Source organism: Parvibacter caecicola (genome assembly GCF_003725335.1).
Taxonomy (GTDB): domain Bacteria; phylum Actinomycetota; class Coriobacteriia; order Coriobacteriales; family Eggerthellaceae; genus Parvibacter; species Parvibacter caecicola.
In genome coordinates this window covers 230,483-254,935 of record NZ_QIBY01000001.1, presented here as the reverse complement: position 1 = coordinate 254,935, position 24,453 = coordinate 230,483, and the positions used below count along the sequence as shown (strand labels likewise).

Here is a 24,453-nt window from a genome sequence, read left to right as displayed (position 1 = left end):
AAGGGTTATTCGGTTTGCTCGGGGTGACTTCCACTGGTTTTTCGTAGGGCAGAGATTCTATCTCTGCCTGTGTGTCTACCTCGGTCGCGTTTTCGGCAGACATAGAATGTCTGCCCTACGAAGGGGGTGGGCCTGTGTGTTGGAGGACGGTTCTCTGCTGGTTTTTCGTAGGGCAGAGATTCTATCTCTGCCTGGGCTGTTGCCCCGGTTGGGTTTTCGACAGGCCTCAGATGCTCACCTGTGGTGAATCTGCTTTTGGGGGCGGGGTTTGTTGACAGTGTTTCTGGCTTGGGCGATACTTGCAAGTTGGGTTTGGGGATTGAACATTTACGGAAAGGAACAGTCATGCCTTCTTATGTACGCCCTTCTTTGATCCTCAACGTTGATATCGATGAGCGCGACTTCAGCGACGAAGCGGTCGCCGACATCAAGCGCTCTTATTCATACGTTGCTCCGTCGCAGGTGAAGGCGGCCCCCGCGCCGGCCGACACCGAGGATGTGGTGTGGCCGGTGGCTAACAAGATGACCCTCACGGTGCGCATGCACCGTCCCTATTGGGAAAAGGACGATCCCGAGGCGCAGGAGCTGTGGGAAGCGGTCATGCCCAAGTGGCTGCACAACATGTTCTTCAAGGTGTCCAACACCATCACCGCCTCCAACAAGATTCGCCGCGAGAAGGGCCGTCCCACGCTGGACTTCCCCTGGACCGGCATCAACTTCGTGAACAAGATGGCCGTCACGGTGAAGGCGCCCGATGACAGCTCCATTCCCGATTCCACCATCGACCTCATCGAGGACCTGCGCGAGATAGCCGTCACCGGCGCTTTCGGCGAAGGGGCCGTTGCCGTGTGCATCCCTTCCCGCGAGAGCTACGACGCCCAGTACGCCGCCGCCTATGCCGAGGCGAAGGCCAAGGCGGAAGCCGAAGCCGCCGCTGCAGCCGAGGCTGCTGAGGCCGAAAAGGCCGCTGAAGCGGTTGCCCTGGCAGAGGGCCTTGAGGAAGAGGCCGCCGCGGGCGACGCAGCCGAAGAGCTGGTGGCCCAGGTGGAAGGCGAAGAGGCCGCGGCCGACGAGAGCCTTGCCGAAGAGGAGCGGCTGGCAATCGTGCCCGAATTCGACGTGGATTACACCCTGTGGTCGGTCACTTACGCCGACGGCACCGTGAAGACCTACGACAGCGCCAAGGCTGAGTTCGTAGACTAGGCCCCGTGAAACAACCGCATAGAGAGGGGAGAGCTCTATGAGCAACCTGATGGAACTGTTCGAAAAGCTTGAGAGCCAGAATATCACCGTTCACCAAAACCGTTGCGTTTCCGTGCGCAACCGCAACGCCAGCTGCATGCGATGCGCCGAGGCCTGCACCTCCGGTTGCATTTCCTATAGCGACAACACCATCATCATTGCGCCGGAGAAGTGCGTTGGCTGCGGCACCTGCGCCACCGTGTGCCCCACGTGCGCGCTGGAGGCCCACAAACCGGGCGATGCCCAGCTGCTGCAGGACTGTCTGGACGCCATGGCCGCCGCCGACGGCGAGGCGGTCATCGCCTGCGAGCGCATCCTGAGCGCCGCTTCGGGCCTGTACGACCCCGCCAAGGTGGTGTCGGTAACCTGCCTGGGACGCGTGGAGGAAAGCCTGCTGGTAACCCTGGCCGAGATGGGCGCCAAGCGCATCACCCTGGTGCAGGGGGAGTGCGACAGCTGCGAGCTGGCCGTGGGGCTACAAACCGCCCAGCTGGTGCGCGACACCGCCAACGTGCTGCTTCAAACGTGGAACAGCCCGGTAGAGGTGCGCATCTCCGCGAAGCTGCCCAGCTTCATCCGCAAAACCGGCGAAGAGGAATTCGACGCCGGCCGCCGCGGCTTCTTCACCAACATGAAAGACGAAGCCACCTCCGTCGCCTCCATCGTGGCGGAAGAGAGCATCAACGACGCCCTGAAAATCGAGCGCAAAGAGCCGCCGAAGTACCTGAAGGTGATGGAGGACGGCACGCTGCCCCACTTCATCCCCGACCGTCGCGAACGACTGCTGGACGCGCTGGCGGCTTTGGGGGAACCGCAGGACGTTATGATCGACACCCGCCTGTGGGGCCATGTGGTGATCGATCCGGAGAAGTGCACCTCTTGCCAGATGTGCGCCACCTTCTGCCCCACCGGCGCCATCCGCAAGTGGCAGGGGGAGGACGGCACCTTCGGCGTGGAGCATTATCCCGGCGACTGTGTGAAGTGCCGCTGCTGCACCGACATCTGCCGCACCGACGCCCTGTGGCTCTCCGACGAGGTGTTCGCGGTGGACCTGCTGTCCGGCGCGGTGGATCGCTACGAAATGGCGCCGCTGAAGAACCCGCCCAGCAACCCCCATTCCATCCTTCACTCCATGAAGGATCTTATCGGCATTTCCCAGATTTACGAGCGCTAAAGCGCCGCGAACCTGCGTCGAACCACTCGGGGCCCCAAGCGGGCCCCGTTTTCGTTTCGGCCGCAATACTGTGGACGGCCGGTGCAGCCTGCAAGGTTTTTCGGCAGAGGACAGGGCCGAATGGTAAAATTCGATATTTGAAACAAGTAAGGTACTTGGTTACGTGAGGATTGTGGTGACAGTTCTGGAAACAGAAACCTGCGGCGCGGTTGACGGGGCATGCCGTTCGGTCTTCGTCGCGGCCCCCGATTCGCCGGAAGAGGCGCGCCAGCGGCGCATCAGCCACATGGCCCCGGAGGGAAGCATGGTGTACCGGTTTCCCGTGAAGGCCAGCGGCGAGGGCGTGGTGTCGGTGGCCGCCTTCGATTTCGACGGCACCTGCATCCAGGGGGACTCGCCGGTGATGCTGGTGCGCTACCTGTTGAAGCACGGGCTGATGTCGAAGAAAGCGGCCTTCCGCATACTGCTGTGGGCCGGCCGGTACAAGTTCCGCTTGCCCCAGAACGAGAGCCTGGCCCGTGAGCTGGTGTTCAGCGCGTTCGAGGGGCAGCCGAAGGCGAAGGTGGACGCGTTCCTGGCGGATTTCTATCATAAGGTGGTGGAGCCCCGCTGGCGCCCCGAAGCGGCCGAGGCCATAGAGCGCCACGCTGAAGCAGGCCACGCGGTGGTTATGATTTCGGCGTCGTTCGAGCCCATTGTGCGGGAGGCGATGCGCAATCATTGCATCTACGCCCAGGTGTCCACCCGCATGCAGGTGGACGGCAGCGGCTGTTACACTAACAAGGTGGACGGCGCGCCGGTGCAGGGCTGTGAGAAGGCGCTGGCCATCACCCGGCTGTGCGACGAGCTGTTCGGTCCCGACAAATGGGAGCTGGACTGGGCCTATGGCGACCACCATTCCGACCGCGCCCTGTTGTCGCAGGCGCGCGAGCCCTTGGCCGTAACCCCCGACAAGCCGCTGAAGCGCACTGCGAAGGCGGATGGCTGGGAAATACTGGACTGGAACATCGAGAAATAACCCGCGAAGGAGGTACGGAATGACCGAATTGAACGATTCCCTGCCGCAGCCTTCTCCCGAAAATGATTCGGCCCAACTGTTCGTGAAGCAGGCGCAGGAGGCGCGCACCCAGGGGAATTCCCAAATGGCGGCCCATTTGTACATGGCCGCATTCGATGCTGGCAGCCAGGAGGGCCAGCCCACCCAATCGGCGCTACGCAGCATCCGCGAGGCGTGGAATCTGGCCTGCACCGTGAAGGACCGCTCGCTGGCCGAACACGTTTTCCAGAAGATGGAGCCTTATCTCTCGCCGGTAGAAGTGGGGGAGTGCGGCAAGAAGTTGCAGGACTTGGCCTTCTCGCATTTGGAGCAGCTGGGGCTCGATCGCGAGCAGCTGGAAGACTTCGCCCGGGCGCTGGAGGACGATTTCGAAGAGAATGGCATTCCCGAGGGGGTGTTCGGTGGGCCGGGGTTCGCAGGCGTCGCCTTCCCGCTGCCCTCGGCTGCGGCTGCGCAGGAGGGCGCGGAGGCGCCGGCCGAGGCTGATGGCCCCGCCGCCGAAGCCAAGCCGGGCCCGCAGGTTGTGCCGCCCCTCAACTTCTCTTCGCTGGTGGGCTACGACGATGCCGTTTTCGCTGCCCGCAACTTCGGCATCGGCCGCCAGGATGAGCCAGAATTCAACGAGCTTCTGCAACTGCTCAACGAGCGCCACGGCCTTGAGCGGCCGCCGGCGTTGGATTCGCTGGTCATCCGCGCCGAAGCCCGTGAGGACGCTTCCCGTTTCGCCCAGGCGGTGGCCGGCGAGATGGGGCTGCCGCAGATCCGCATGCGCCTTGAAGAGAACATGCTGGGCTACACGGTGCTTTCGTTGGCCATCTTGGGCGCCCCGAAGGCCAATCCCTCCAAGCTGGGCACGGTGCTGGAACGGGGCGGCGTGCTGGTGCTGGAAGACCTGGATTTGTGGGAGCCGCCGGCGGTGGACTCCTTCGAGGATTTGGGCGGCCTTATCCGCGCCTCGGTGGGCAAAGGGGCGCGCGAGGCGATGGCCCTCATCCGCCAGGCGGTGGAGAACCCGTCGGTGCTGGTGGTGGCAACGTCTTGCCTGGACAGCTCGGTGGACGCCTTCTTCGTGGACTTGCTCACCCCCTTCACGGTGCTGGACATCTCGCTGCCCACGGCGGCGGAGCGGGCCGACATCTGGGCCGAGCTGGCGCGGGAGCATCCTTCCCTTCGTTCCATCGACTGCGGCCAGCTGGTGCGGCTGTCCAATGGCATGCCTCGCTACGACATGCACATGGCGGCGCGGGAGGCCATCGAAGAGGCTTACAAGATGGGCATGGCCCAGGGAGAGTATGTGGCGGTTTCCGCCGACAACCTGTTCGACAAGCTGGCCGCTTATCAGCCGCTGGGCTCGAAGGAGTATCTGGAGCTGGAGGAAAACGTGATCGCCCGCTTCCGGGAGGGGCTGGCCAACCTGGAAGACTTCCTTGACGAAGAGTAGCCCGAACATCGCCTGGGGTGAAGCGGCGCTCTCGCGGCCCCAGTTTATCGAGCAGGTGTGGCAAGAGGGGCGTGCCGCCTACCGCGAGCTGCCCTGGCGCAACATCGACGATCCTTTTGCCGTGCTGGTGTCCGAAGTGATGCTGCAGCAAACCCAGGTGGCCCGGGTGCTGAACTTCTGGCCCCGGTTCATGGCCGCGTTCCCTACGGCGGACGCGCTGGCGGCCGCCAGCAGCGCCGACGTGCTGGAGCACTGGCAGGGGCTGGGCTACAACCGCCGCGCCCTTCTGCTGAAGCGGGCGGCCGAAGTGTGCGCCGCTACCTTGCAAGGGCAGCTGCCCCGCAGCTACGATGAGCTTTTGGCGCTGCCGGGTGTGGGGCCCGCAACCGCCGCCGGAGTGTGCAACTTCGCCTACCGCACGGCGGCTCCTTACCTGGAAACCAACGTGCGGTCGGTGTTTCTGCACCTGCTGTTCCCCTCGCAGGAGAATGTGGCCGACCGGCAGCTGATGCCGCTGGTGGCCGACTGCGCCGCCACGGAAGAGCCGCGCGGGTGGAACTACGCCCTGCTGGATTTGGGCGCCCGCCTGAAGGCGGAAACCGCCAACCCGTCGCGCCGCAGCGCTTCCTATGCGCGCCAGAGCCCCTTTGCGGGGTCGAATCGCCAGAAGCGGGCCGCGCTTTTGCGCTGCGTGCTGGCCCATCCGGAGGGTATTGCCGCGGCGCAGGCTTGGCAGCTGGTGGACGAAGAGCTGGCCCGGGCAGGGGTTGCCCCCGCTGACGAGCGGCTGAAGGGGGAGATTGCGGCCCAGCTGCAGCGAGAAGGCTTCTTCCGCTGCGAATGTGGCCTGCTGCGGCCCTAACCCGGGCCGGGCGCCCCTGCGGGCCCTCGTCCGCTTTTTGCCGCTGCTGCCCGCCCGCGACGCGGCGCCTGCGGGCGGTCCGTGCTATGCTTGCACGTCGTATGGCACTAACCAGCGCGAAAGGAGGCGCCGTGGGCATTGCCGCCATATTCCTCACCGGGGTGGGGCTTTCCATGGACGCTTTCGCCGTTGCCGTGTGCAAAGGGCTGGGCATGAGTCGGGTGAACTGGGGCCGCGCTTTGGTGATCGCCCTGTTCTTCGGCGCGTTCCAAGCGTTCATGCCGGTGGCGGGCTGGGCCCTGGGCAGTCAGTTCGCCGCCATTGTTACGCCGGTGGACCATTGGATTGCCTTCGGGCTCCTGGCCTTCATCGGCGGCAAGATGCTCTGGGACGCTTTCCATGAGGAAGGCTGCAGCGAGGGGGAGTGCTCGGCGGTGAAAGACGCCCCGCTTCAGCTGGGGCAGTTATTGATGCTTGCCGTTGCCACCAGCATCGACGCGCTGGCAGTGGGCATCACCTTCGCGTTTTTGCAGGTGAACATCGCGCTCGCGGCCGCGGTCATCGGCCTTACCGCTTTCTGCCTCTCGTTTGCCGGCGTGGTCATAGGCAATTACTTCGGCGCCAAGTTCCAAAAAGGGGCCACCGTGGCCGGCGGTGCGGTGCTCATTCTCATCGGGGCGAAAATCCTCTGCGAGCACCTGCTGCAAGGCTAGGCGCTGCCGGGGCCCTGCGCCCCTATTCCACCGGGTAGCAGCCCAGCACCTTCACCTCGCGCAGCTTCATGCGCAGGCAGTTCAGGCAGGTTGTCACCGCTGGGTCGTTCACGTTGCCGAAGAACTCCAGGAAGAACATGTAGTCCCCCAGCTGCTGCTTGGTGGGGCGCGACTGGATCATGGACAGGTTGATGCCGGCGTAGGAGAACTCCGACAAAATCATGGACAGGCTGCCGGCGCGGTCCACCTGCAAGAACAGCGCCAGGGAGGTTTTCGTGCGAGGCCCGGTGAGCTGTGGGGCGCTGCCGGGGCGGCCAATGAGGGCGAAGGAGGTTTGGTTGCCCAGATGGTCCTCGATGTCGGTGCGGGCCACCTTCGCGCCGTGCAGCTGGGCCGCCAGCGCGTTGGCGATACCGGCCACCGAGGGGTCGGCGGCGGCGATGCGCGCGCTTTCGGCGGTGGAGGCCACGGCAATGGTGGCCACGCCGGGCAGGTTCTCGTTCAAAAAGCGGCGGCACTGAGCCAGCCCCTGGGGGTGCGAAGCCACGGTAGTGATGTCGGCGCGCTGGGCGTCAGGGTGCAGCACCAGACAGTGGTGGATGTCCACCACCTTCTCACCTAAGATTACCGCCCCGGAGCGGAAGGCGAAATTGTCCAGCGTGGCGGTGACGGGCCCTTCGAGCGAGTTCTCTTTCCCCACCACGCCGTAAGCGGTGCGGCCGCGGTCCACGCAGTCGAACACTTCGTCGAAAGAGGCGCAGGCCACAAGATCGGGGTCCTCGATTCCCAATCGTTCGGCGAAGAACAGCGCCGCCTCGTGGGTGTAGGTGCCAAGTGGTCCTAAGAAGGCGATGCTGTTGCTAATTGCTGCCATTGCGATGGTTCCTCTCGCTGATTCGATGAAAACATAACTCTTTACTATAGCTGAAATATATCTGAATGCAGAGGGAAGCGCTGAAGGGGTTTCGAATGGTAGTAACTGCGGGAAGAGGGGTTGTATTTTATGAAGCCCCAGTATATAGAGGGGGTTTACCGTGGGTGACGGCGAAATATAGCGTATATGTTACGGTGTATAAAGTTCGTAACATTATTTGTCCATTGGCGCCCCTTCCGTTCCCAATTGGGCGCTTTCCATAATTTTTCCGATACCTGTTGGTGGAGAATGGCCTACGCATGAAGTGGAGACGAGGACACCTTAAGGAGGTGTACATATGGAAAATCAGGCTAAGATCGCAGATTTCGACAGCATTTTGGAATCTCGCGGTGTGACCCGCCGTGACTTCCTGGGGCTCTGCGCGTCCATCGCCGCAGCCGCCGGGCTGTCACAGATGGCCATTCCGCGCATTGCCCATGCGCTCGAAGAGTCTGTAATCGGCGCCAAGCAAGGGGCCCTGTACCCGGTCATCTGGATCGAGGGCGCTTCTTGCACTGGTTGCACCGAGTCGTTCGCCCAGATCGAGACCCCCGACGTGGGGGCCATTGTTCTCGACCTGATCTCGCTGAACTACTCGGAGACCCTCTCTGCAGCTGCCGGCCATTCCGTTGAGGAGGCCAAGGCTCAGACCATCGCCGCTGGCAACTACATTCTTGTGTACGAGGGTGCGGTGCTGAAGGCGTTCGAGGGCAATGCGCTGCGCGTTGCCGGCGAGGTGGGCACCTCCGCTTTGGTGGAAGCCGCCGAGAGCGCCAACGCCGTTGTTGCCCTGGGCTCTTGCGCCGTTAACGGCGGTTGGTGCGCTGCGCATCCCAACCCCGCGCAGGCCATGGGCGTTCAGCAGTACCTCGAAGAGGTAGGCGTCGAGGCCACCGTGGTAAACGTGCCCGGCTGCCCCGCCAACCCCGAGTGGCTGATGTCCATCCTGGTGGACGTAGTGGTGATGAAGGACGTCTCCCTGCTTCTCGACCGCCTGAACAGCGAGAACAAGCCCGACGACATCTTCGGCCAGACCATCCATGATAACTGCGAGCGTCGCGGCCACTTCGAGAACGGCGAATTTGTGTACAAGTTCGGTTCCGAAGAAGAGGCCAAGGGCTACTGCCTGTACCCGCTGGGCTGCCGCGGCCCCCAGACCAAGTCGAACTGCGGCGTGGTGCTGTGGAACAACCGTCGCAGCTGGTGCGTTCAGGCCGGTGCCCCCTGCATCGGCTGCTGCGAGGCCAATCCGGCCAACCCCGGCGACAACTGGGTGCAGGTGAACACTCCGTTCTACAAGCGCATGCGCGACCTGCGCATCGGCGACTGGCTGGTGCAGCCCACCGTCATCGGCGTGGGTCTTACCGCCATCGTGGCCGCCTGCCTGGTGGTGCACGGCTTCGGCATGAAGCTGACCGGCCGCATGGACGGCGGTGCTCCGTTTGAGAAGATCCGCAAGTGGGACGCCAAGCATCCCGAGAAGTCCATCGGCAAGTACGACCTCACGCCCGAAGAGCGTCAGGCGCTGGCCGAGAAGGACTGCGGCCATGCTGTTTCCCTGGATGAGACGAGAGGAGGCCAGTCCTAATGACCCGTTCAGTTATCGACCCGATTACCCGTATCGAAGGTCACCTGCGTGTCGAAATGGAGGTTGACTCTCACGGTATCGTCTCCGACGCCTGGGTTTCCGGCGGCTGCTTCCGCGGCATGGAGCTGGTTGTGCAGGATCGCACCCCCGAAGACGCTGCTCAAATTGTTGAGCGCATCTGCGGCGTGTGTCCGGTTTCCCACGCCCACGCTTCCTCCATCGCCGGCGACAAGGCCTACGGCATCACCATTTCCAACAAGGCGCGCATCGTGCGCAACCTCATCGAGGGCGCGCAGTTCTTGCATTCCAATATCCTGTGGCTGTACAACCTGGCGGCGCTGGACTACGTGAACCCGCTGAACGCCTTGAACGCCAACATTCCGGACACCTACGAGCTGGCCCAAGCGGTGGGCACTTCCATGAACACCGACTTCTACGCGCTGGCCGAGAAGCTGACCAAGTTCGCCGAGAACGGCCAGCTGTCCATCTTCTCCGGCAACTGGTTCGGCGCCGACGAGGGCACCGCTTACACCATGACCCCCGAGGCCGACCTCATCTGCACCGCCCACTACCTTGAGGCGCTGAAGATGCAGGCCCGCGCTTCCGAGGTGTCGGCCCTCTTGGGCGGCAAGATGCCCCACGTGATGACCATCATCCCCGGCGGCTGCATGTGGGTGCCCACCGAGCAGAAGCTGGACGACCTGAAGGCCATGTGCGAGGAAATCCGCACCTGGTGCAACGAAACCCTGCTGCAGGACACCCTGGTGCTGGCTCAGTTCTACGGCGACGCCCTGAACTGGGGCAAGGGCTGCGGCCGCTACGTTGCCTGGGGCGTTTTCGAAGGTCCGAAATGGCCCTACGCCAACTACGAGGAGCAGATGCGCAACCGCTATCTGCCCATGGGCGTCATCGATGAGAACTTCAAGGTTACCAGCGTGCAGGAAAGCTCCATCACCGAGTACATGGGCCACTCCTGGTACAAGGGTTCTGAAACCTACACCTCGCCCTACTTCGTGACCGAGCCCGACTTCACCAGCTACGATGTGAATGACCGTTACAGCTGGGTGAAGTGCCCCGCCTACGACGGCAGGCCCATGGAGGCGGGTTCCATGGCCCGCGTGTTCTCTGCGTACCTGCAGGGCGTGGACTTCGTTGTGGACGGTGTGGACACCATCTCCGATGCACTGGGCGCCCAGCGCGGCGACCTGTCCGCGTTCCAGTCCACCTTGGGCCGCACCGCCATCCGTCAGGTGGAAACCCTCTACATCGCCGACCTCATGTGCCAGTGGGTTGACGACCTCATGGAGGCCATCAAGGGCGGCGAAGAGGATTACTTCAAAGAGCCCGAGACCATCACCGGTTCCGGCACCGGCTTCTGGGAGGCCCCCCGTGGCGCCCTCTATCATCACGAGGACGTCAAGGACGGCAAGATCACCGGTTACCAGATCATCATCCCGTCCACGTGGAACCTGGCGCCCATCAACGCCGACGGCGTGCACGGCCCGCTGGAGCAGGCGCTCATCGGCATTCCGGTGGCCGACATCGAGATGCCCATCAACGCTCTGCGCACCGTTCACAGCTTCGACCCCTGCACCGCTTGCGCCGTGCACGTGTCGCAGCCTTCCACCGGCAAGCACTTCGAGACCGTCACCAATCCTTGGGGGGTGAAGTAAGATGGCCCATCTTGCACACTACCGCGAAGCTCATCCCATGGTTTTCGTGGTCACCCACTGGATCAACCTGGTGGCCATGATCATCCTGATCATCAGCGGTATCTACATTCACTTCCCCTTCGTGGGCGGCCTTGAGGGCATCTGCCGCGGCGCTCACCTGCTGTTCGGCTTCGTGCTGTTCTTCAACTGCGTGTTCCGCGTGGTGGCGGCTTTCTTCGTGAAGACCTCTCCCACCGGCGGCACCCGCGAGCAGGTGAAGGACTACAAAACCTGGCTGCCTCAGGCGGACAACCGCCATCAGGCGCTGGAGTGGATTAAGTACTACCTGTTCCTGCGCAAGACCCATCCCTTGGGAGCCAAGCTGGGCGTGCCGCAGAAGATCAGCTACCTGCTTATCCCCGTCCTGATCGTGCTGATGTTCATCACCGGCCTGTGCCTGTGGGCGCCGGTCATGAACTGGGCCCCGCTGGCCGCTCTCACCAACCTGGTGGGCGGCGCGATGTCGATGCGCATCATCCACTACTTCGGCATGTACGTCTTCATCATCTTCATGTTCATCCATGTGTACCTGGCCAACGTCGAGGGCTTTGCTCCCACTGCCCTGATGTTCATCCACAAGGAGCATGGCGGACTGATCTACGACCCCACCGTTCACGATATCGTTGGCGAAGACAACGACGTGAAGGCCGGGGAGAAGTGCTAACTTCTTAAGGCACTGCTAGTCGCGAAGGGCGCTCCGTTGGGGCGCCCTTTTCGTTTGGGCCGTCGGTGCCCATGATAGAATTTCTGAAAAATTGGCGAAGGAAGCAGGAGCGGAATGGCGAACGCAGCGGCGACGGGCGGGCTCACAGACGAGCAGATTGCCCAGGAAAAGAAGTTTATGGAAGGGCTGCCCCGCATGAACTGGGGCGCCCTGTTGCTGGCCCCCATCTGGGGCCCGGCCCATGGCATGTGGGCCACGTTCCTCTACTATCCGCTGTGGATATTCGTGGACAATTGCGTTTTCGCCGCCGTGCAGCAGCCCACGCCCTTGTCCGTTTCGGTGGCGGTGTTGCTGAGCGTTGTCACGGTGGGCTCCTGCGTGGCGTTCGGCATCGTGTCGCAACCCTTGGCGGCCCATCGGGCCGAACGGCTGGGGGTGAGCCGCGCTACCTACTTGAAGCGGGAGCGCATCTGGGCCGTTGCAGGGGCTGTTGGCGCCGTTGCCGTGCTGGCCTTGGCCACTTGGTACAACCTGTCCATGCGCGGTTTGGGGGCGCTGTGACGGTTGTGAGCGGGCAGGCAGCAGGGGAGAGGAGCGCTGGCCCCCGCCGCAGCGCCGCGGTGTTTTTCGTGGGCAACCGCTTGATGCTGGACGAGGGCATCGGCCCGGCCGCCTTTGACGAGATGCAAAAGCTCTACGATATTCCCGAAAACGTGCAGCTGTTCGACGTGGGGTGCATGTCGCTGGACATGCTGCCCTATGTGGAGCGCTGCGATTTCATCCTTACGGTGGATGCCGTGGACGGCACTGGCCAGTCGGCGGGCACGGTGTTTCGCTACCCGCCCGAGGACATGGCCCGCCACTGCGGGGCCCTGCGGTCGTTGCACGATTTGGCGCTGGTGGACCTCTTCGATGCCGCATTGCTTCTGGGCTACGAAGCCGAAGGCTTTTGCGTGGGCATGCAGGTGCAGAACATGGAGCCCGCCGAGTACGTGATGGGGCTCACGCCCCCGTGCCATGCGGCCCTTCCACTGCTGATCGAAACCGTGGAGGCAGAGCTGCACCGCCACGGGTTCCCGCTGCGCAAGAAGGCTGTGAGCGCTTAGACGTCCCGCACTCCGCCTTGGCGGACGGCGGTCAAGTTACCGATTCGTAACTGGTGAATTTTTGGCGAAGATGGCCCTTTTGGGCTTAGTATGCTGTGCCGTGATGTCAACCGTTAGAGGAGGTTTTCATGACACACGCAGACATCATTGGCGACGCCGATGAGTTTCGGCGGAAGATGTTCGGCCATCACGACGCTGCGCTTTCCCATACCGATCCAGAGTTTATCCAGATATTCGAGAACTTTGCCTTTGGCGATGTGCCCCGGGACAGCGTGGTGAGCGACGAAGATCGCTTCATTTCCATCTTGGCTGCTTTGATGGGTTCCCATGGCGCCGACGCCTTCCGTACCATGCTGCCGGCGGCTCTGGAAGTGGGGGTGGACCCTTCCATGGTGAAGGAAGTGGTGTACCAGGGCGTGCCCTACCTGGGGCTTTCCCGGGTTCTGCCCTATATCCTCATCTGCAACGAGGTATTTCGCCAGCGCTCCATCAAGTTGCCGTTGCCCCCCCAGAAAACCGCCACCCGCGACGAGCACGTGCGCAAGGGTAACGACATCCAGGTGGAAATCTGGGGCGAGGAGATGCGCGACAACTGGGAGCGCGAGCCCAAAAGCACTGAGCATATCCGTCGTTGGCTGGCGGGCAACTGCTTCGGCGACTACTACACCCGCGGCGGCCTGGATCTTGACAAGCGCGAGCTTGCCACCCTCTGTTTCCTGGCTTCCCAAGGCGGGTGCGACCCGCAGGTGGAGGCCCATGTGCGCGGCAACCTGAATCTGGGACGCGAGCCCCAGTACCTCATCGACGTCATTTCCCAGATGGTGCCCTACATCGGCTACCCCCGCGTGCTGAATACCATTGCCATCATCGAAAAAGTGGCCGCCGAATAAGACAAAGGAATAAAACAAAGGGACAACCCTAATGTCTCGTTATCCATCCCAGGGCAGAGGTTCTATCTCTGCCCTTTTCATGACGGGGGACGGGGATAATGTCAGGTTTTAAGGAGGGTGGGCCGACCCGACAGGCCTGCGCTCGACGCTCCGTACGAAGGGAACTAACTCGACCTTCGGTCGAGTGGATTTCCCCTCTACTCCGCTTGGCCGGACCTCGCTCCGACCCGCCGGGTCGGCCCAGCCAGGATGTTTCGCAGGACGAATTCGTAGGGCAGGGATTCTATCTCTGCCTTTTCGTTTCTGGAACAGGGGATCGCTAGTCCCAGTTGCCGCGGGTGGGGCAGACGTCGCCCAAGATGCAATCGGCGCAGCGGGGGTTGCGGGCGCGGCAGAATTCGCGGCCGAAATGGACGAACTGGTGGTTCACGAACATCCAGTCCCGTCGGGGAAACGCCTTCATCAGCACCGCTTCAGTTTTGGCCGGGGTGTCCGCGCTGGGGCCGGCCAGCTTCAGGCGGTGGGCGATGCGGAACACATGGGTGTCCACCGCGATGCCCTGCGGTTGCTCGAAGGCGGCGCACATCACGCAGTTGGCGGTTTTGCGCCCCACTCCCGGCAGCTTCTGCAGAAGGTCGATGTCGGCCGGCACCTCTCCGCCGAAATCCGCCACCAGCGTCTGCGCCAGCGCCACGATGTTCTTCGCCTTGGAGCGGAAGAACCCCAGCGGGTGGATGATCTCTTCCACGTCGGCCACGGGGGCCTGCGCCAGCGCCAGCGGAGTGGGGTAGGCGGCAAACAGCTTGGGGGTGATCTTGTTCACGGCGGCATCGGTGCACTGAGCCGAAAGCACCACTGCCACCGTGAGGGTAAAGGGGTCGGTGAAGTCCAGCGATGCCTCGCCGCGGCCGTAGTAGTCGTAGAGGCGCCGCTCGATTTCGGCGGCCCGCTGTTGCTTCGATACGAGGGATTCCCGTGCCATGGGTGCGCCCTTCCTGTTGGATTGCCGTTCGTTTTGCAACATTATAGAGAACTGCCATGCGCCGGGGCGGGGCGCGGTGGTATCGTTTCCGCAATCGTCAGCCGCAGTTTTCTGCGGCCTTTGCTGTTTTCGCTAACGGGAGGAAGCCTCCATGCTCATAGACGCCCTCACCTTCGCGCTGGAGAAGTCCGGCTGCTTGGAAAACTTCTGGGGAAAACTGGACGCCGGCAGCGACGCCACGTTGGCGGTGGCGGCCTCGGCGCGCCCGTTTCTGGCTGCGGCCCGCTTCGCCCACAGGCCCCAGGCCACGCTGGTAGTGGTGGTGGGCGAAGACGAAGCGGCCCTGTTCGCCCGTTCGGTGGCCGCTTACCTGGGAGACGAACGGGTGCTGCGTTTCCCAGTGCGCAAAGATTACCCCTTTGCCGGCGGCACAGGCGATGCAGCGGTGGTGGCCAAGCGCATGGAAGCTGCATGGAGCCTGCAGCAAGGGCGCCCCGCGGTGGTGGTGGCCTCTGCAGCGGCGCTCGTTCGCGCCCTGCCGCCGGCCTCGGCGCAAGTGTGCTGGCCGGTGCGCCTGGTGCAGGGGCGCGATTACGGGGAAGAGCCGGACGGGGCCATGGATGGGCTTGACGCTTTGGCCCATCTGCTGGAGGAAAAAGGCTATGCCAACACCGGCGAGCTGGACGGCCCCGGCACCTTCGCCCTGCGCGGCGGCACGGTGGACGTGTTCCCCGGCAACCTGCCCTGGCCCCTGCGCATCGACTTCTTCGGCGACGAGGTGGAAGAAATCCGCCGCATCGTGCCCTCTACCGGCCAAACCATTGCCTCCTTGAGTGAGGTGGAGATATTCCCGGTGCGGGAGTTCGCGGTTACCGAGGCGGCCCTGAGGCGCGCCAAGAAGAAACTGGAGGCGCTGGCCCTCAGCAATCCGACGCTGCGGGACGTGCGGGAAAAGCTGGAAGGGGGCCTGCGCTTCGATGGCGCCGATGTGCTGCTGCCCTACCTGTACGACAAGACCGCCACGTTGGGGGATTACGCCGGCGCGGGCACTTGCACCGCCCTCATCGAGCCGCGGTCGCTGTTCGACGACGCGGCGCACGCCTATGAGGCGGTGGCGGAGCGCGCTCACGGCACGCACATTGCGCTGGAAGGGCTCTACGTTCCTGCCGCGCAGCTGAATTTCGGTGGCCAGGTGCGCGCCACCTACGTGTCCATCATGCAGGTGGGCAACGTGGCCGACGACGAGCTGCCGGTGAAGCGGGCCGATGTGGCCGGAATGCCGGACAAGCTGTACGGCAAGCTCACTTCCCTCACCCGCGACGGCTACCGGGTGGTGTTCAGCGCGCCCCAGTACCGGGTGCGGGAGGAGATGCGCCATGAGTTCGTGGACCACTCCATCCCCATCGCGATGCTGGAGGAGGGCCTGTCGGAAGCCGACGAAGCGCCCCGGCTGGCTTCCCAAAAGGCGGAAGGGCCCGCGGAGGAACGCCATGAGGCGGCACTGGCCAAGCGGCAACTGCGGCGCGGCGTGGTGACGGTGGTGGACAACCCCATACCGCTGGGCATGGTGATCCCGAAGGCGAAGCTGGCCCTCATCTCCATTTCCGACACCCAGGGCTCGCAAGCGGCGGCTCGGCGCCGGCGCCAGGTGGACATCACTCAGGTCACGTTCCCTTACAAGCCGGGGGATTACGTGGTGCACGCTGCTCACGGCGTGGCGCTGTTTAGCGCCATCGTGCGCCAGGAGGTGGACGGCACCGAGCGGGACTACTTGCAGCTGGAATACGCCGAAGGGGACAAGCTGTTTGTGCCGGTGGACCAGCTGGACCGCGTTACCCGCTACGTGGGGCCCGAAGGCGCCAGCCCGCGGCTGACGCGGCTCAACACCTCCGACTGGTCCCGCGCCATGGCCAAGGCCCGCAAAGCCACCAAGAAGCTTGCCTTCGACCTGGTGGACGTGTACGCGCGCCGCATGGCCGCCACCGGCTACCGTTTCGGCCCCGACACCCCCTGGCAGCACGAGATGGAAGAGGCCTTCCCGTACCAGGAAACCGCCGATCAGCTGGCGGCCATCGCCGACGTGAAGGCGGACATGCAATCTCCCAAGCCGATGGACCGTCTCATCTGCGGCGATGTGGGCTTCGGTAAAACCGAGGTGGCGCTGCGGGCCGCATTCAAAGCGGCGCAGGACAAAAAGCAGGTGATGGTGCTGTGCCCCACCACCATTTTGGCCCAGCAGCACTACATTTCCTTCAAAGACCGTTTCGAGCCGTTCGGCGTTACCGTGGAGGTGCTGTCGCGCTTTCGCAGCACCGAGCAGCAGCGCAAGGCGCTGGAGGGCTTCGCCGACGGCAGCGTGCAGGTGCTCATCGGCACCCACCGGTTGCTTTCCCGCGACGTGAACCCCCACGATTTGGGGCTGGTGATCATCGACGAGGAGCAGCGCTTCGGGGTGGGCCACAAAGAGCAGCTGAAGAACCTGCGGGAATCTATCGACGTGCTCACCCTTTCCGCCACGCCCATCCCGCGCACCATGCAGATGTCGCTTTCCGGCGTGCGGGACATGAGCCTCATTCTCACGCCCCCCAGCGAGCGGCGCCCGGTGAAGGTGCACGTGGGGGAGTGGGACCCCGACGTGGTTTCCGCTGCCATCCGCTTCGAGCTGGCCCGCGGCGGGCAGGTGTACTACGTTTCCAACCGAGTGCGCTCCATCGAGGAGGCGGTGGACCGGGTGCACGCCGCCGCTGGCGAAGCGCGGGTGGGGGTGGCCCATGGGCAAATGACGAAAGAGCAGCTGGAACGGGTGATGGAAGAATTCGCCGCTGGCCAGCTGGACGTGCTGGTGGCCACTACCATCATCGAGAGCGGCATCGACAACCCCCACACCAACACCCTTATCATCGAAGATTCCCAGCGGCTGGGGCTGGCCCAGATGTACCAGCTGAAGGGGCGCGTGGGCCGCTCGTCCACTCAGGCCTACGCCTACTTCATGTTCCCCGACAACGTGAGCCTCACCGAGGAGGCCACCGCCCGCCTCACCGCCATCAACGAGCATCAGGAGTTGGGCAGCGGCATGCGCATTGCCATGCGTGACCTGGAGATTCGCGGTGCCGGCAGCATGCTGGGGGCCGAGCAGTCCGGAAACATGTCGGCGGTGGGTTTCGACCTGTTCGCCCAGATGCTGCACGAGGCCATCGAGGGGGCCCGTGAAGGGGCGGATGCGGCGCCGCTGCCAGAAGCGCTGTCGGACATCACGGTGAACATCCCCGGCCACACCTACTTGCCTGAAGAGTACATTCCCGATGCCGACGAACGGGTGGCCTGGTACCGCCGCATCGCCAGCGCATCCACTTTGGAGGAAGTGGATGCGCTGGAGGAGGACCTGGCCCAGAAGCGCCCCGACATGCCGGCGGCCGCCCGCAACTTGTTCGCTCGCAGCCGCATCCGCGCCTTTGCCTTCGAGCACGGCATCAAGGTGGTGTCGGTGGTGGCCGGCAAGCTGTTGGTGGAGCCCATCGCGCTTACCCGCGCCCAGCTGATACCGCTCAAGCGCTCCGGCGCCCGCTACAGCCCCGAAAAGGGCAAACTCAGCCTGCCGCTCAAATACTTCAAGCGGGAAGAAGGAGACGCGCTTCTGGCCCCCATCTCCCAATTCCTCCACGAAGAAGTGGGCGCTGCGAAGTAGGTGCTACAGGGGCCATTCACGTCAAGCTTCTTCTTGGGTGCCAAAAAAAAGAAAGGACCCTTGCGGGTCCTTTCTTTTGGTTTCGCTTGACTTCGGGCGGCTTAGGTGTAGATGAGGTCGTCCGGGTCGATGAAGTTGGGGTAGTAGCTGTAGCCTTCAAGTTGGCGGGCGTACTGGGCCATTTCGGAGTAACCGGCCGCCAGGTTGCCCACTACGGTGGCCAGGGTGCCCACGAACAGCAGCGCCATCACGGCAGCCGCAATCCAGGGGGCGATGATTTTCTTCTTGGGTGCCGCCACGCCTACTCCTCAGTTCCGAACACAACCGCCAGCGTGCCGTCGATGCGGGCCAGCACGTCTTCGGGATCCATCAGCTCGATGGACTCGAACAAAGGCGGCGACACCATGTTGCCGGCCACCGCAACGCGCAGCGGTTGGAACAGCAGCTTCGGCTTCAGCTCCATGGGCTCGCAGAGGGCCCGGCAGGCCTCTTGCAAGGGCTCCGCTTCCCAGGGCACGTCTTCGCGAGCCAGCACCTCGCGGCAGGCGCGCAGCGCCTCTTCGGCCCGGGCGCCCTCTTTCAGTAGCACCTTTTTCACGCTCTTCTCGTCCAGCTGCACGTTGGGGCCCCAGAACAGATAGCTGATTTTTTCCGGAATCTGGTCCAGCCGCTCCAGCCGCTCGATGATCAGGGGGTAGATCTTGCGGTACAGGGCGCCGTCCTCGTCGATGTCCGCTTCGATGGCCGCCACCGCTTCGGCGAAGGCGGCATCGGCGACGTCCTCGCTATCCAGCGGGGCGTCGGCGCTGCCGGCGGCTTCGGGCACCACCACAGCGCCCCCTTCCGCCTCGGCCCCCAGGGCGGCGGCGCGGGCAATCCAGGGCTTGGCGGTCTCAAGCCACGCGTCTTGGTCCATTTCCCGCAGGTAAACGCCATTCATCCAGTTCAGCTTGGCCACATCGAAGATGGAGTGCTTCTTGGAAATGCGCTCCAGCGTGAAGTGGCGCCCCAGCTCGGCAGGGGGGATGATGGTGGTTTCGCCGTCCATCGACCAGCCCAGCAGCGCCAGGTAGTTCACCAGGGCGTCGGGCAGGTAGCCTTCGTCGCGGTACTGCTCCACGTTGGTGGCTCCGTGGCGCTTGGAAAGCTTGTGGCCGTCGGCCCCCAAAATCATGGGCAGATGGGCGAACACCGGCACCTCGGCCCCCAGCGCCTCGTAAATCAGCACTTGGCGCGGCGTGTTGGACAGGTGGTCGTCGCCGCGGATGATGTGGGTCATCTGCATGTTCACGTCGTCGCACACCACGGCGAAGTTGTAGGTGAAGGTGCCATCGCTGCGCTTTAGAATCATGTCGTCCATCACGTCGATGGGGAAGGACATGTGGCCGTAAACGGCGTCGAAGAACTCCACCGGCCCGTGTTCTTCCGGCACCGCCAGGCGCCACACGTGGGGCTCGCCGGCGTCGATGCGCGCCTGAGCCTCTTCGCGGGGGAGCGAGCGGCAGGTGCGGTCGTAGCCGGCATAGCCGCCCTCTTCCGCCTCGGCGATGGCCCGCTTGGCATCCAGCGTCTCCTTCGAGCAGAAGCAGGGGTAGGCGCGGCCGGCGGCGATCATGGCGTCCAGCGCCGCCTGGTAGGTGTCGCTGCGTTGGGTTTGGAAATAGGGGCCGAAGTTGCCGCCCACGCCGGGGCCCTCGTCCCAATCAAGCCCCAGCCAGTCCATGGCCCGCAGGATGATCTGGGTGTTCTCCTCGGTGGAGCGGGTGGGGTCGGTGTCTTCGATGCGCAGCACGAAGGTGCCTCCGGTGGCCCGGGCGAAGGCCCAGTTGTAGATGGCGGTGCGGGCGCCGCCCACATGCAGTTTGCCGGTGGGGGACGGCGCGAAGCGCACGCGCACCGGCTTGTTTGCGTCAGTCATGATCGTTTCCTTTGTTCTTGTTGAGACGGATGCCAAATCCTAGGCACAGTATAGACAAAACCACGGTGGTGGCGGCCCAAACCGCCCCCATCCCCATCCAAAAGCGGGTGGGATACATGGTGATGAGCAACGAGTCGATGGGGAAGGTCCAGTTGCCCTGCGGGAAGAACAGCCCGTGAAAGGCGGAGAAGAACCCCATGAAGTCGATAGCGGCCCAAGCCGCGAGCGCCGCCAGGGCCGCCGCCATTGCCGCCGGCCCCGCCACCAGCATGCGTCCCAGAAGGCGCTGCCGCCCGTGGCGCGCCAGAATCGCCCCGGCGGCCACGGCCCCCGCGGCGCAGAGGGCAAGCGCCGGCGCCGCGCCGGTTATCAGCCGGTTGCAGTCGTCCAAATGCCGCAGCGCATCGGTGTCCAGCGCGTATCGGTCGGAAACGGCGGCCAGCTGCTGCGCTTGGGCCACGGGGTTGTGGGGCTGCTGCGGACGCAGCGCCGCCTCTTTCGCCCGAAGCGTCCACTCGTCGGCCTTGGCGGGATCCTCGCAAGCGACAACTGCGGCCTCCACGATGGCCCCGTCCAGCCGTGCTAGGGCTTCCTGGGGCGCGCCGAAGCGGAAGTCCACTGTGTAATCCCGCGCCGCCCGGGCGAGTCGTGCCAGCTGCTCGGCGGTATAGGGGCTGTCGTCGGGTTTTTCGGTGGCGCCTGCCAACGCCTCAGTAGTGGGCGGCAGGCAGCACGCCCCCAAGCCCGCCGCCAGAAGCGTAACGGTCAAAAGCGCCGACCCGGCGGCGCAAACGGCTTTCTCCCAAACGCGGGCCATCGCTAGAAGGTTTCGCAATCAACCCAGATAGTGGCGGCGGTGATGCCCTTCATGTCCTTCGAGATGGTGGGCAGCGGCCCCAGGCGGCTGAACACCCCCTGGAAGTGGCCATTGTACAGATACAGCCCGTTCAGGTTGTTGTACCACTGGGGACGGGTGAGCACCGCGTCGTCCGGCACATCGCCGATGCCGATGTCCGGCGGCAACGTGAGGGTGCGGAAGGGGGTGATGTAGCGCTGCGCGATGAAGGGGTAGCCGGCCCGCCCGTTGGCGAAGCGGTTGATCAGCTCGTCCCATCGCTCCTGGGTTTGCCCCACGCCGGCGTACACGTCATCGGCGCCGTAGTGGTCGGAGGGCTTGATGATCCACTCGTCCTTGTTGGCGCGAATCTGGGGAATGTTCACCTCGTCGTCGTTCAAAAACGCCGTCATGGGGATGGTCTGCTCGATGAAGTCGATTTCCTCGGCGGTGAGGAAGGCCTGGGTGCGGAGGTCGAACAGCGCCTCGAAAATCTGCTTGTCGTGCACGATGTGGCCGGCGAAGCTGCCGATGAGGGCCACCTTCTCTGCCCGCACTGCTTCGATGAGCGCCTGCGACTCGCTCCAGTGGTCGATCACGTCGTTGGTGACGCAGCGGCGCCAAATGGCGTTCACCTCAAGCCCGTCTTCGGTGGCAAGCCGCTGCCCGTCGAAGGACAGGCTGCGCACGTCGCACACCACGCAATCGATGCCCCGCTGCCGGAACAAGTCGGCGAACAGGTGAAACTCGTCCACCACGCCGTTTTCCAGGTAATCGCAGATGGCGAAGCGGGGGTGGGCCACCTTGTGGTCGTAGGTATCGTAGATGGCGCAGAACTCGTCCACCCACGGCTCGAACAAGTCGCAGCCCTGAACCTGATGACGGCGGGCGAAGGAGCGGTAGCTCTCCGAAGGGGCGATGGAGTTGGTTATCTCGCGGTTCTCGTTCATCCCCGATGAGCCGTCGCCGTTGAATTCGCAGAACTTCACCGTGTAGTCGTCCTCGTTCAGGAAGATGTCCACGCGGGCGAAGGGCAGCAGCGCGTCGTAGCCGCGGGGCAGCAGGATTAGCTGCTCCAGCCGCGGGTCGAAATCGAACACGGCGCGGTAGTCCTCGTCGTCCAAGTAGCGCTGGATCACCTTGCACAGGATGCGGTGGGCGGTTTCGGCGGTGCGCTTCATGGTGTCGTAGGTGCGCTGGTTGAACAGCCGCGGCAGAAACGAGCAGGCCACCACCTGGTGGTGCACGATGGCGGTGGAGCCCTCCATGTAAGTGAAGGCTGCGCGGCGCCCTTCGATGTCGCCGTCCAGGTCGTTGATGATCTGCAAGTACTCGTCAGTTAATTCGGCATTGGTGGCCATAAGAACCTGCTTTCGAAGGTGGGAGGCAAAACATTTCCATGATAGCGAATGGCGCCCGCGCGCCGGCGATGGTTAGGCGAACTGTTGCTTCAAGGAAGCCCCCAACTGGTCGTAGTAGGTGCGCATGAGCTGGCAGTAGCCGTCCAGTTGCTGCAGGCTGCCGTGGGCGAACAGCGCCCGGGCCCGGCATCCGCCGCCGCACAGGTAACGGTGGCCGCAGTCGCGGCAGCCGTCGAACTCGTCCACCGTCAGCTGCCCGAAGCCCATCTCCAGTGCCCGGTGGCGAATGGCCTCCAATGGTTCCTCGAAAAGGTTGCCCAGGTGAAACTGGGGACGCATCAGCATATGGCAAGGGTACACCGCCCCGTCGGCCGCCACGCTCAGCTCTTTCACGCCGGCGCCGCAGCTGGTGGCGGCGAACAGGCTGAAGGGCACGGGGCCGCCGGAGGATTTCGGCATGCTGCCCTGGGCCAGCAGCGATTGGGCCAGGGATCGCAGCGCCTCGTCGCTGGGCAAAAGGGGCGCCAACGCGTCGCTGCTCTCGCAGGACAGCAGGCTGTAGTTCATGGTGGCCCCTAATTCGCGCGCCAGCTGCACGTAACGGGCCATGTCGCCGGCGTTCTTGCCGTGGATGGTGGGGGTGATGTGGGCGCTGATGCCCGCCGCCTGGATGCGGTGCACCGTGTCGCACAGCAGGTGGAACCGCTGTTCCCCGCGGATGTGAGCGGGGCACTGCGCCGACCAGCCGTCGAACGAAACGGCGATGGCGTCCGCCCACGGGGCCAGCGCCGCCAGCGCCTCGTCACTTGTGCAGGTGCCGTTGGTGATGACGGTCACGGTGCCGATGCCCGCCTCTTTGGCCCGTTGCAGCAGCTGGGGCAGGTCGGGCCGCAGAAACGTTTCGCCGCCCGAGATGGTGAGCACGTTCACGCCGCCTTCCGCCAGTTCGTCTATGGCGCGCAGCATGGCGTCTGTGGGCGCATCCTCGCAATTGTTGCGGGCATCGTCTTCCGAGTAGCATCCGGCGCAGCTGAGGTTGCAGCGCTGGGTGACATGCAGGTAGGCCAAAGTCAGCGGCGCCGTTTCCCGCGGTTCGGCGAAAAACTCGCTGTCGATCAGCCACTGGGCCAGCGTCGGATCGATGCGGCGGGCCTCCTCCTCAGCCACGTCTTCCTCGAAAAGCCTCTGGCACAACTGGGCCCCTTCGGGGGTGAGGCCCGCCACCGCCCCGTTGTCCAGGTTTCCCACGGCGGGAATGCCGCACAAGTCAAATGCGACCACGTTGCTTCCAAAGCGCATGGTTCGCCCTCCGTTTCTGTAAAAGCGCACAGGGTGGAAAGAAGAAAGGGCGCTCGCGGCGCCCTTTCGGTTAGTTTTGCTTGTTGTCCAAGTCGTCCATTTTGATGAGGTACACGCCTTTTTCCAGATGGAGCGCCTCCTCGTCGGTGATGCGGATGATGATGTCGCCCGGCGACACGTCCAGCATGTCACAGATAGCGAACAGCGTAGAGAATCGCACCGCGCGGATTTTACCTTGGCGCAGGCGCGAGATGTTAGCGGCGGTGTGCCCGGTAAGCTTCATGAGGTCTGTACCGGCCACGCCGCGCTCTTTCATGAGTTTGCTTAGCTGGATGGCGTATTTCATAGGGGCATCATACCATATCGTCCGTTTCTTTCTGCAGAAGCGAGCCGTAACGGAAGATTGCGGCCAGCACGAAGCAGGCAACGGCTTCCAATATGCCACGGGCATCGATGAAAATAGTACCATCTTGCGGGGCGGCAGCGGTGAAAACCATGGAATTGCTATCGCTGACCGCCCCAACGTCGATTCCGGGAACGATGAACAGCTTGCACACCACGCTGATGGTCACAAGGCAGCCCAGCGCGATCAGCAGTCGGGAGTTGCGCACCGTGAACGGGGAAGCCCCTTTGCTAACGCACCCGACGATGAGGCCCATGGTAAGCAGCACCAAGCCGCCGGCAACGGCGTCGCACAGCACCGACGCCACCATGGTGGGCTGGGCGGTGCCCACAAGCGAAAAGCCCTCGGGCAAGATGATCATGTAGGCAAGCACGACGCCAAGCATGAGGCAGTAGAGCCCGAAAAAGGCGTAAAGGACGTACTTCAAAACGGTGCACGCCTTCACCAGGGTGTTCTGCGTTTGCTGCAATTGCTCCAGCTGTTTATCCATCGTTCGTTTCCTGTCTTTCCAGCGGCGCTCTACACTTCGGGCTCAATCGGCACGGCGCCCAGGGCGATGCACGACTCCATCGCGCCGATTTTGATGCAGCTGCTGGCTTGGGTGGGGG

At 63.7% G+C, this 24,453-nt stretch carries 22 protein-coding genes; 13 read left to right on the top strand and 9 right to left on the bottom strand.

From position 1 onward, the window contains the following. The first annotated feature begins 345 nt into the window (after window positions 1-345). The 6 genes from DMP11_RS01075 (at window position 346) to DMP11_RS01050 (ending at window position 6,489) form a co-directional block, all read left to right on the top strand. The gene (locus DMP11_RS01075) at window positions 346-1,203 is read left to right on the top strand and encodes a hypothetical protein (protein ID WP_123184638.1); all 858 of its coding nucleotides are present in this window, start codon (window positions 346-348) and stop codon (window positions 1,201-1,203) included. A 37-nt stretch (window positions 1,204-1,240) separates the two neighbouring features. Next, window positions 1,241-2,416, top strand: a complete 1,176-nt coding sequence (locus tag DMP11_RS01070) for a 4Fe-4S binding protein (protein ID WP_123184637.1) — start codon at window positions 1,241-1,243, stop codon at window positions 2,414-2,416. Between the two features lie 175 nt (window positions 2,417-2,591). After that, entirely contained in the window at window positions 2,592-3,434 is an 843-nt protein-coding gene (locus DMP11_RS01065; RefSeq protein ID WP_214646970.1) for an HAD family hydrolase, read from the top strand. 19 nt (window positions 3,435-3,453) lie between these two features. Continuing rightward, window positions 3,454-4,914 carry a ribonucleotide reductase subunit alpha gene (locus DMP11_RS01060; protein WP_123184636.1) on the top strand — a complete coding sequence of 487 codons (1,461 nt, stop codon included), beginning with the start codon at window positions 3,454-3,456 and terminating at the stop codon, window positions 4,912-4,914. Beyond that, window positions 4,901-5,776: an HhH-GPD family protein gene (locus DMP11_RS01055; protein ID WP_123184635.1), complete on the top strand. Its 876-nt coding sequence runs from the start codon at window positions 4,901-4,903 to the stop codon at window positions 5,774-5,776. The genes DMP11_RS01060 and DMP11_RS01055 overlap by 14 nt, the downstream gene beginning before the upstream one ends. A gap of 131 nt (window positions 5,777-5,907) precedes the next feature. Continuing rightward, a complete protein-coding gene (locus DMP11_RS01050) occupies window positions 5,908-6,489 on the top strand; it encodes a manganese efflux pump MntP (RefSeq protein ID WP_235869351.1) in 582 nt (193 codons plus the stop codon). A gap of 22 nt (window positions 6,490-6,511) precedes the next feature. Here DMP11_RS01050 and pheA read toward each other — a convergent pair whose 3' ends face one another. Then, entirely contained in the window at window positions 6,512-7,363 is an 852-nt protein-coding gene (gene pheA / locus DMP11_RS01045) for a prephenate dehydratase (protein WP_123184633.1), read from the bottom strand. A 337-nt stretch (window positions 7,364-7,700) separates the two neighbouring features. On the opposite strand from pheA, the gene DMP11_RS01040 reads away from it, so the two are divergent. From DMP11_RS01040 to DMP11_RS01015, 6 genes are all read left to right on the top strand, one after another. Beyond that, entirely contained in the window at window positions 7,701-8,990 is a 1,290-nt protein-coding gene (locus tag DMP11_RS01040; protein ID WP_123184632.1) for a hydrogenase small subunit, read from the top strand. Beyond that, window positions 8,990-10,663, top strand: a complete 1,674-nt coding sequence (locus DMP11_RS01035) for a nickel-dependent hydrogenase large subunit (protein WP_123184631.1) — start codon at window positions 8,990-8,992, stop codon at window positions 10,661-10,663. Before DMP11_RS01040 ends, DMP11_RS01035 begins: the two co-directional genes overlap by 1 nt. A 1-nt stretch (window position 10,664) precedes the next feature. Further along, window positions 10,665-11,366, top strand: a complete 702-nt coding sequence (locus DMP11_RS01030) for a cytochrome b/b6 domain-containing protein (protein WP_123184630.1) — start codon at window positions 10,665-10,667, stop codon at window positions 11,364-11,366. A 114-nt stretch (window positions 11,367-11,480) separates the two neighbouring features. Further along, complete coding sequence (locus tag DMP11_RS01025; RefSeq protein ID WP_123184629.1) at window positions 11,481-11,927, top strand: viscotoxin-A3; 447 nt, start codon at window positions 11,481-11,483, stop codon at window positions 11,925-11,927. Continuing rightward, window positions 11,924-12,472: a hydrogenase maturation protease gene (locus DMP11_RS01020; protein ID WP_214646971.1), complete on the top strand. Its 549-nt coding sequence runs from the start codon at window positions 11,924-11,926 to the stop codon at window positions 12,470-12,472. Before DMP11_RS01025 ends, DMP11_RS01020 begins: the two co-directional genes overlap by 4 nt. Before the next feature lie 128 nt (window positions 12,473-12,600). After that, window positions 12,601-13,362 (top strand): carboxymuconolactone decarboxylase family protein, encoded by a 762-nt coding sequence (locus tag DMP11_RS01015; RefSeq protein ID WP_211329057.1) that lies wholly within the window; start codon window positions 12,601-12,603, stop codon window positions 13,360-13,362. A gap of 319 nt (window positions 13,363-13,681) precedes the next feature. Here the strand turns inward: DMP11_RS01015 and nth are convergent, their stop codons facing one another. Then, entirely contained in the window at window positions 13,682-14,344 is a 663-nt protein-coding gene (nth, locus tag DMP11_RS01010) for an endonuclease III (RefSeq protein WP_123184628.1), read from the bottom strand. Window positions 14,345-14,495: 151 nt separating this feature from the next. On the opposite strand from nth, the gene mfd reads away from it, so the two are divergent. Next, a complete protein-coding gene (gene mfd / locus DMP11_RS01005) occupies window positions 14,496-18,029 on the top strand; it encodes a transcription-repair coupling factor (protein WP_123184627.1) in 3,534 nt (1,177 codons plus the stop codon). A gap of 101 nt (window positions 18,030-18,130) precedes the next feature. On the opposite strand, the gene DMP11_RS01000 is transcribed toward mfd, so the two are convergent. The 7 genes from DMP11_RS01000 to DMP11_RS00970 form a co-directional block, all read right to left on the bottom strand. After that, entirely contained in the window at window positions 18,131-18,328 is a 198-nt protein-coding gene (locus DMP11_RS01000; RefSeq protein WP_123184626.1) for a hypothetical protein, read from the bottom strand. 2 nt (window positions 18,329-18,330) lie between these two features. Next, window positions 18,331-19,947, bottom strand: a complete 1,617-nt coding sequence (gltX, locus tag DMP11_RS00995; RefSeq protein WP_123184625.1) for a glutamate--tRNA ligase — start codon at window positions 19,945-19,947, stop codon at window positions 18,331-18,333. After that, window positions 19,940-20,716, bottom strand: coding sequence for a lipoprotein intramolecular transacylase Lit (locus DMP11_RS00990; RefSeq protein WP_161555258.1), 777 nt, complete (start codon window positions 20,714-20,716; stop codon window positions 19,940-19,942). Before DMP11_RS00990 ends, gltX begins: the two co-directional genes overlap by 8 nt. Window positions 20,717-20,766: 50 nt before the next feature. Then, window positions 20,767-22,143 carry an ATP-grasp domain-containing protein gene (locus DMP11_RS00985; RefSeq protein ID WP_123184623.1) on the bottom strand — a complete coding sequence of 459 codons (1,377 nt, stop codon included), beginning with the start codon at window positions 22,141-22,143 and terminating at the stop codon, window positions 20,767-20,769. A 72-nt stretch (window positions 22,144-22,215) separates the two neighbouring features. Next, window positions 22,216-23,442, bottom strand: coding sequence for a radical SAM/SPASM domain-containing protein (locus DMP11_RS00980; protein WP_123184622.1), 1,227 nt, complete (start codon window positions 23,440-23,442; stop codon window positions 22,216-22,218). 70 nt (window positions 23,443-23,512) lie between these two features. Then, window positions 23,513-23,758: a helix-turn-helix domain-containing protein gene (locus tag DMP11_RS00975; RefSeq protein WP_211236142.1), complete on the bottom strand. Its 246-nt coding sequence runs from the start codon at window positions 23,756-23,758 to the stop codon at window positions 23,513-23,515. 37 nt (window positions 23,759-23,795) lie between these two features. After that, window positions 23,796-24,335 (bottom strand): hypothetical protein, encoded by a 540-nt coding sequence (locus DMP11_RS00970; RefSeq protein WP_123184620.1) that lies wholly within the window; start codon window positions 24,333-24,335, stop codon window positions 23,796-23,798. Between the last annotated feature and the right edge of the window lie 118 nt (window positions 24,336-24,453).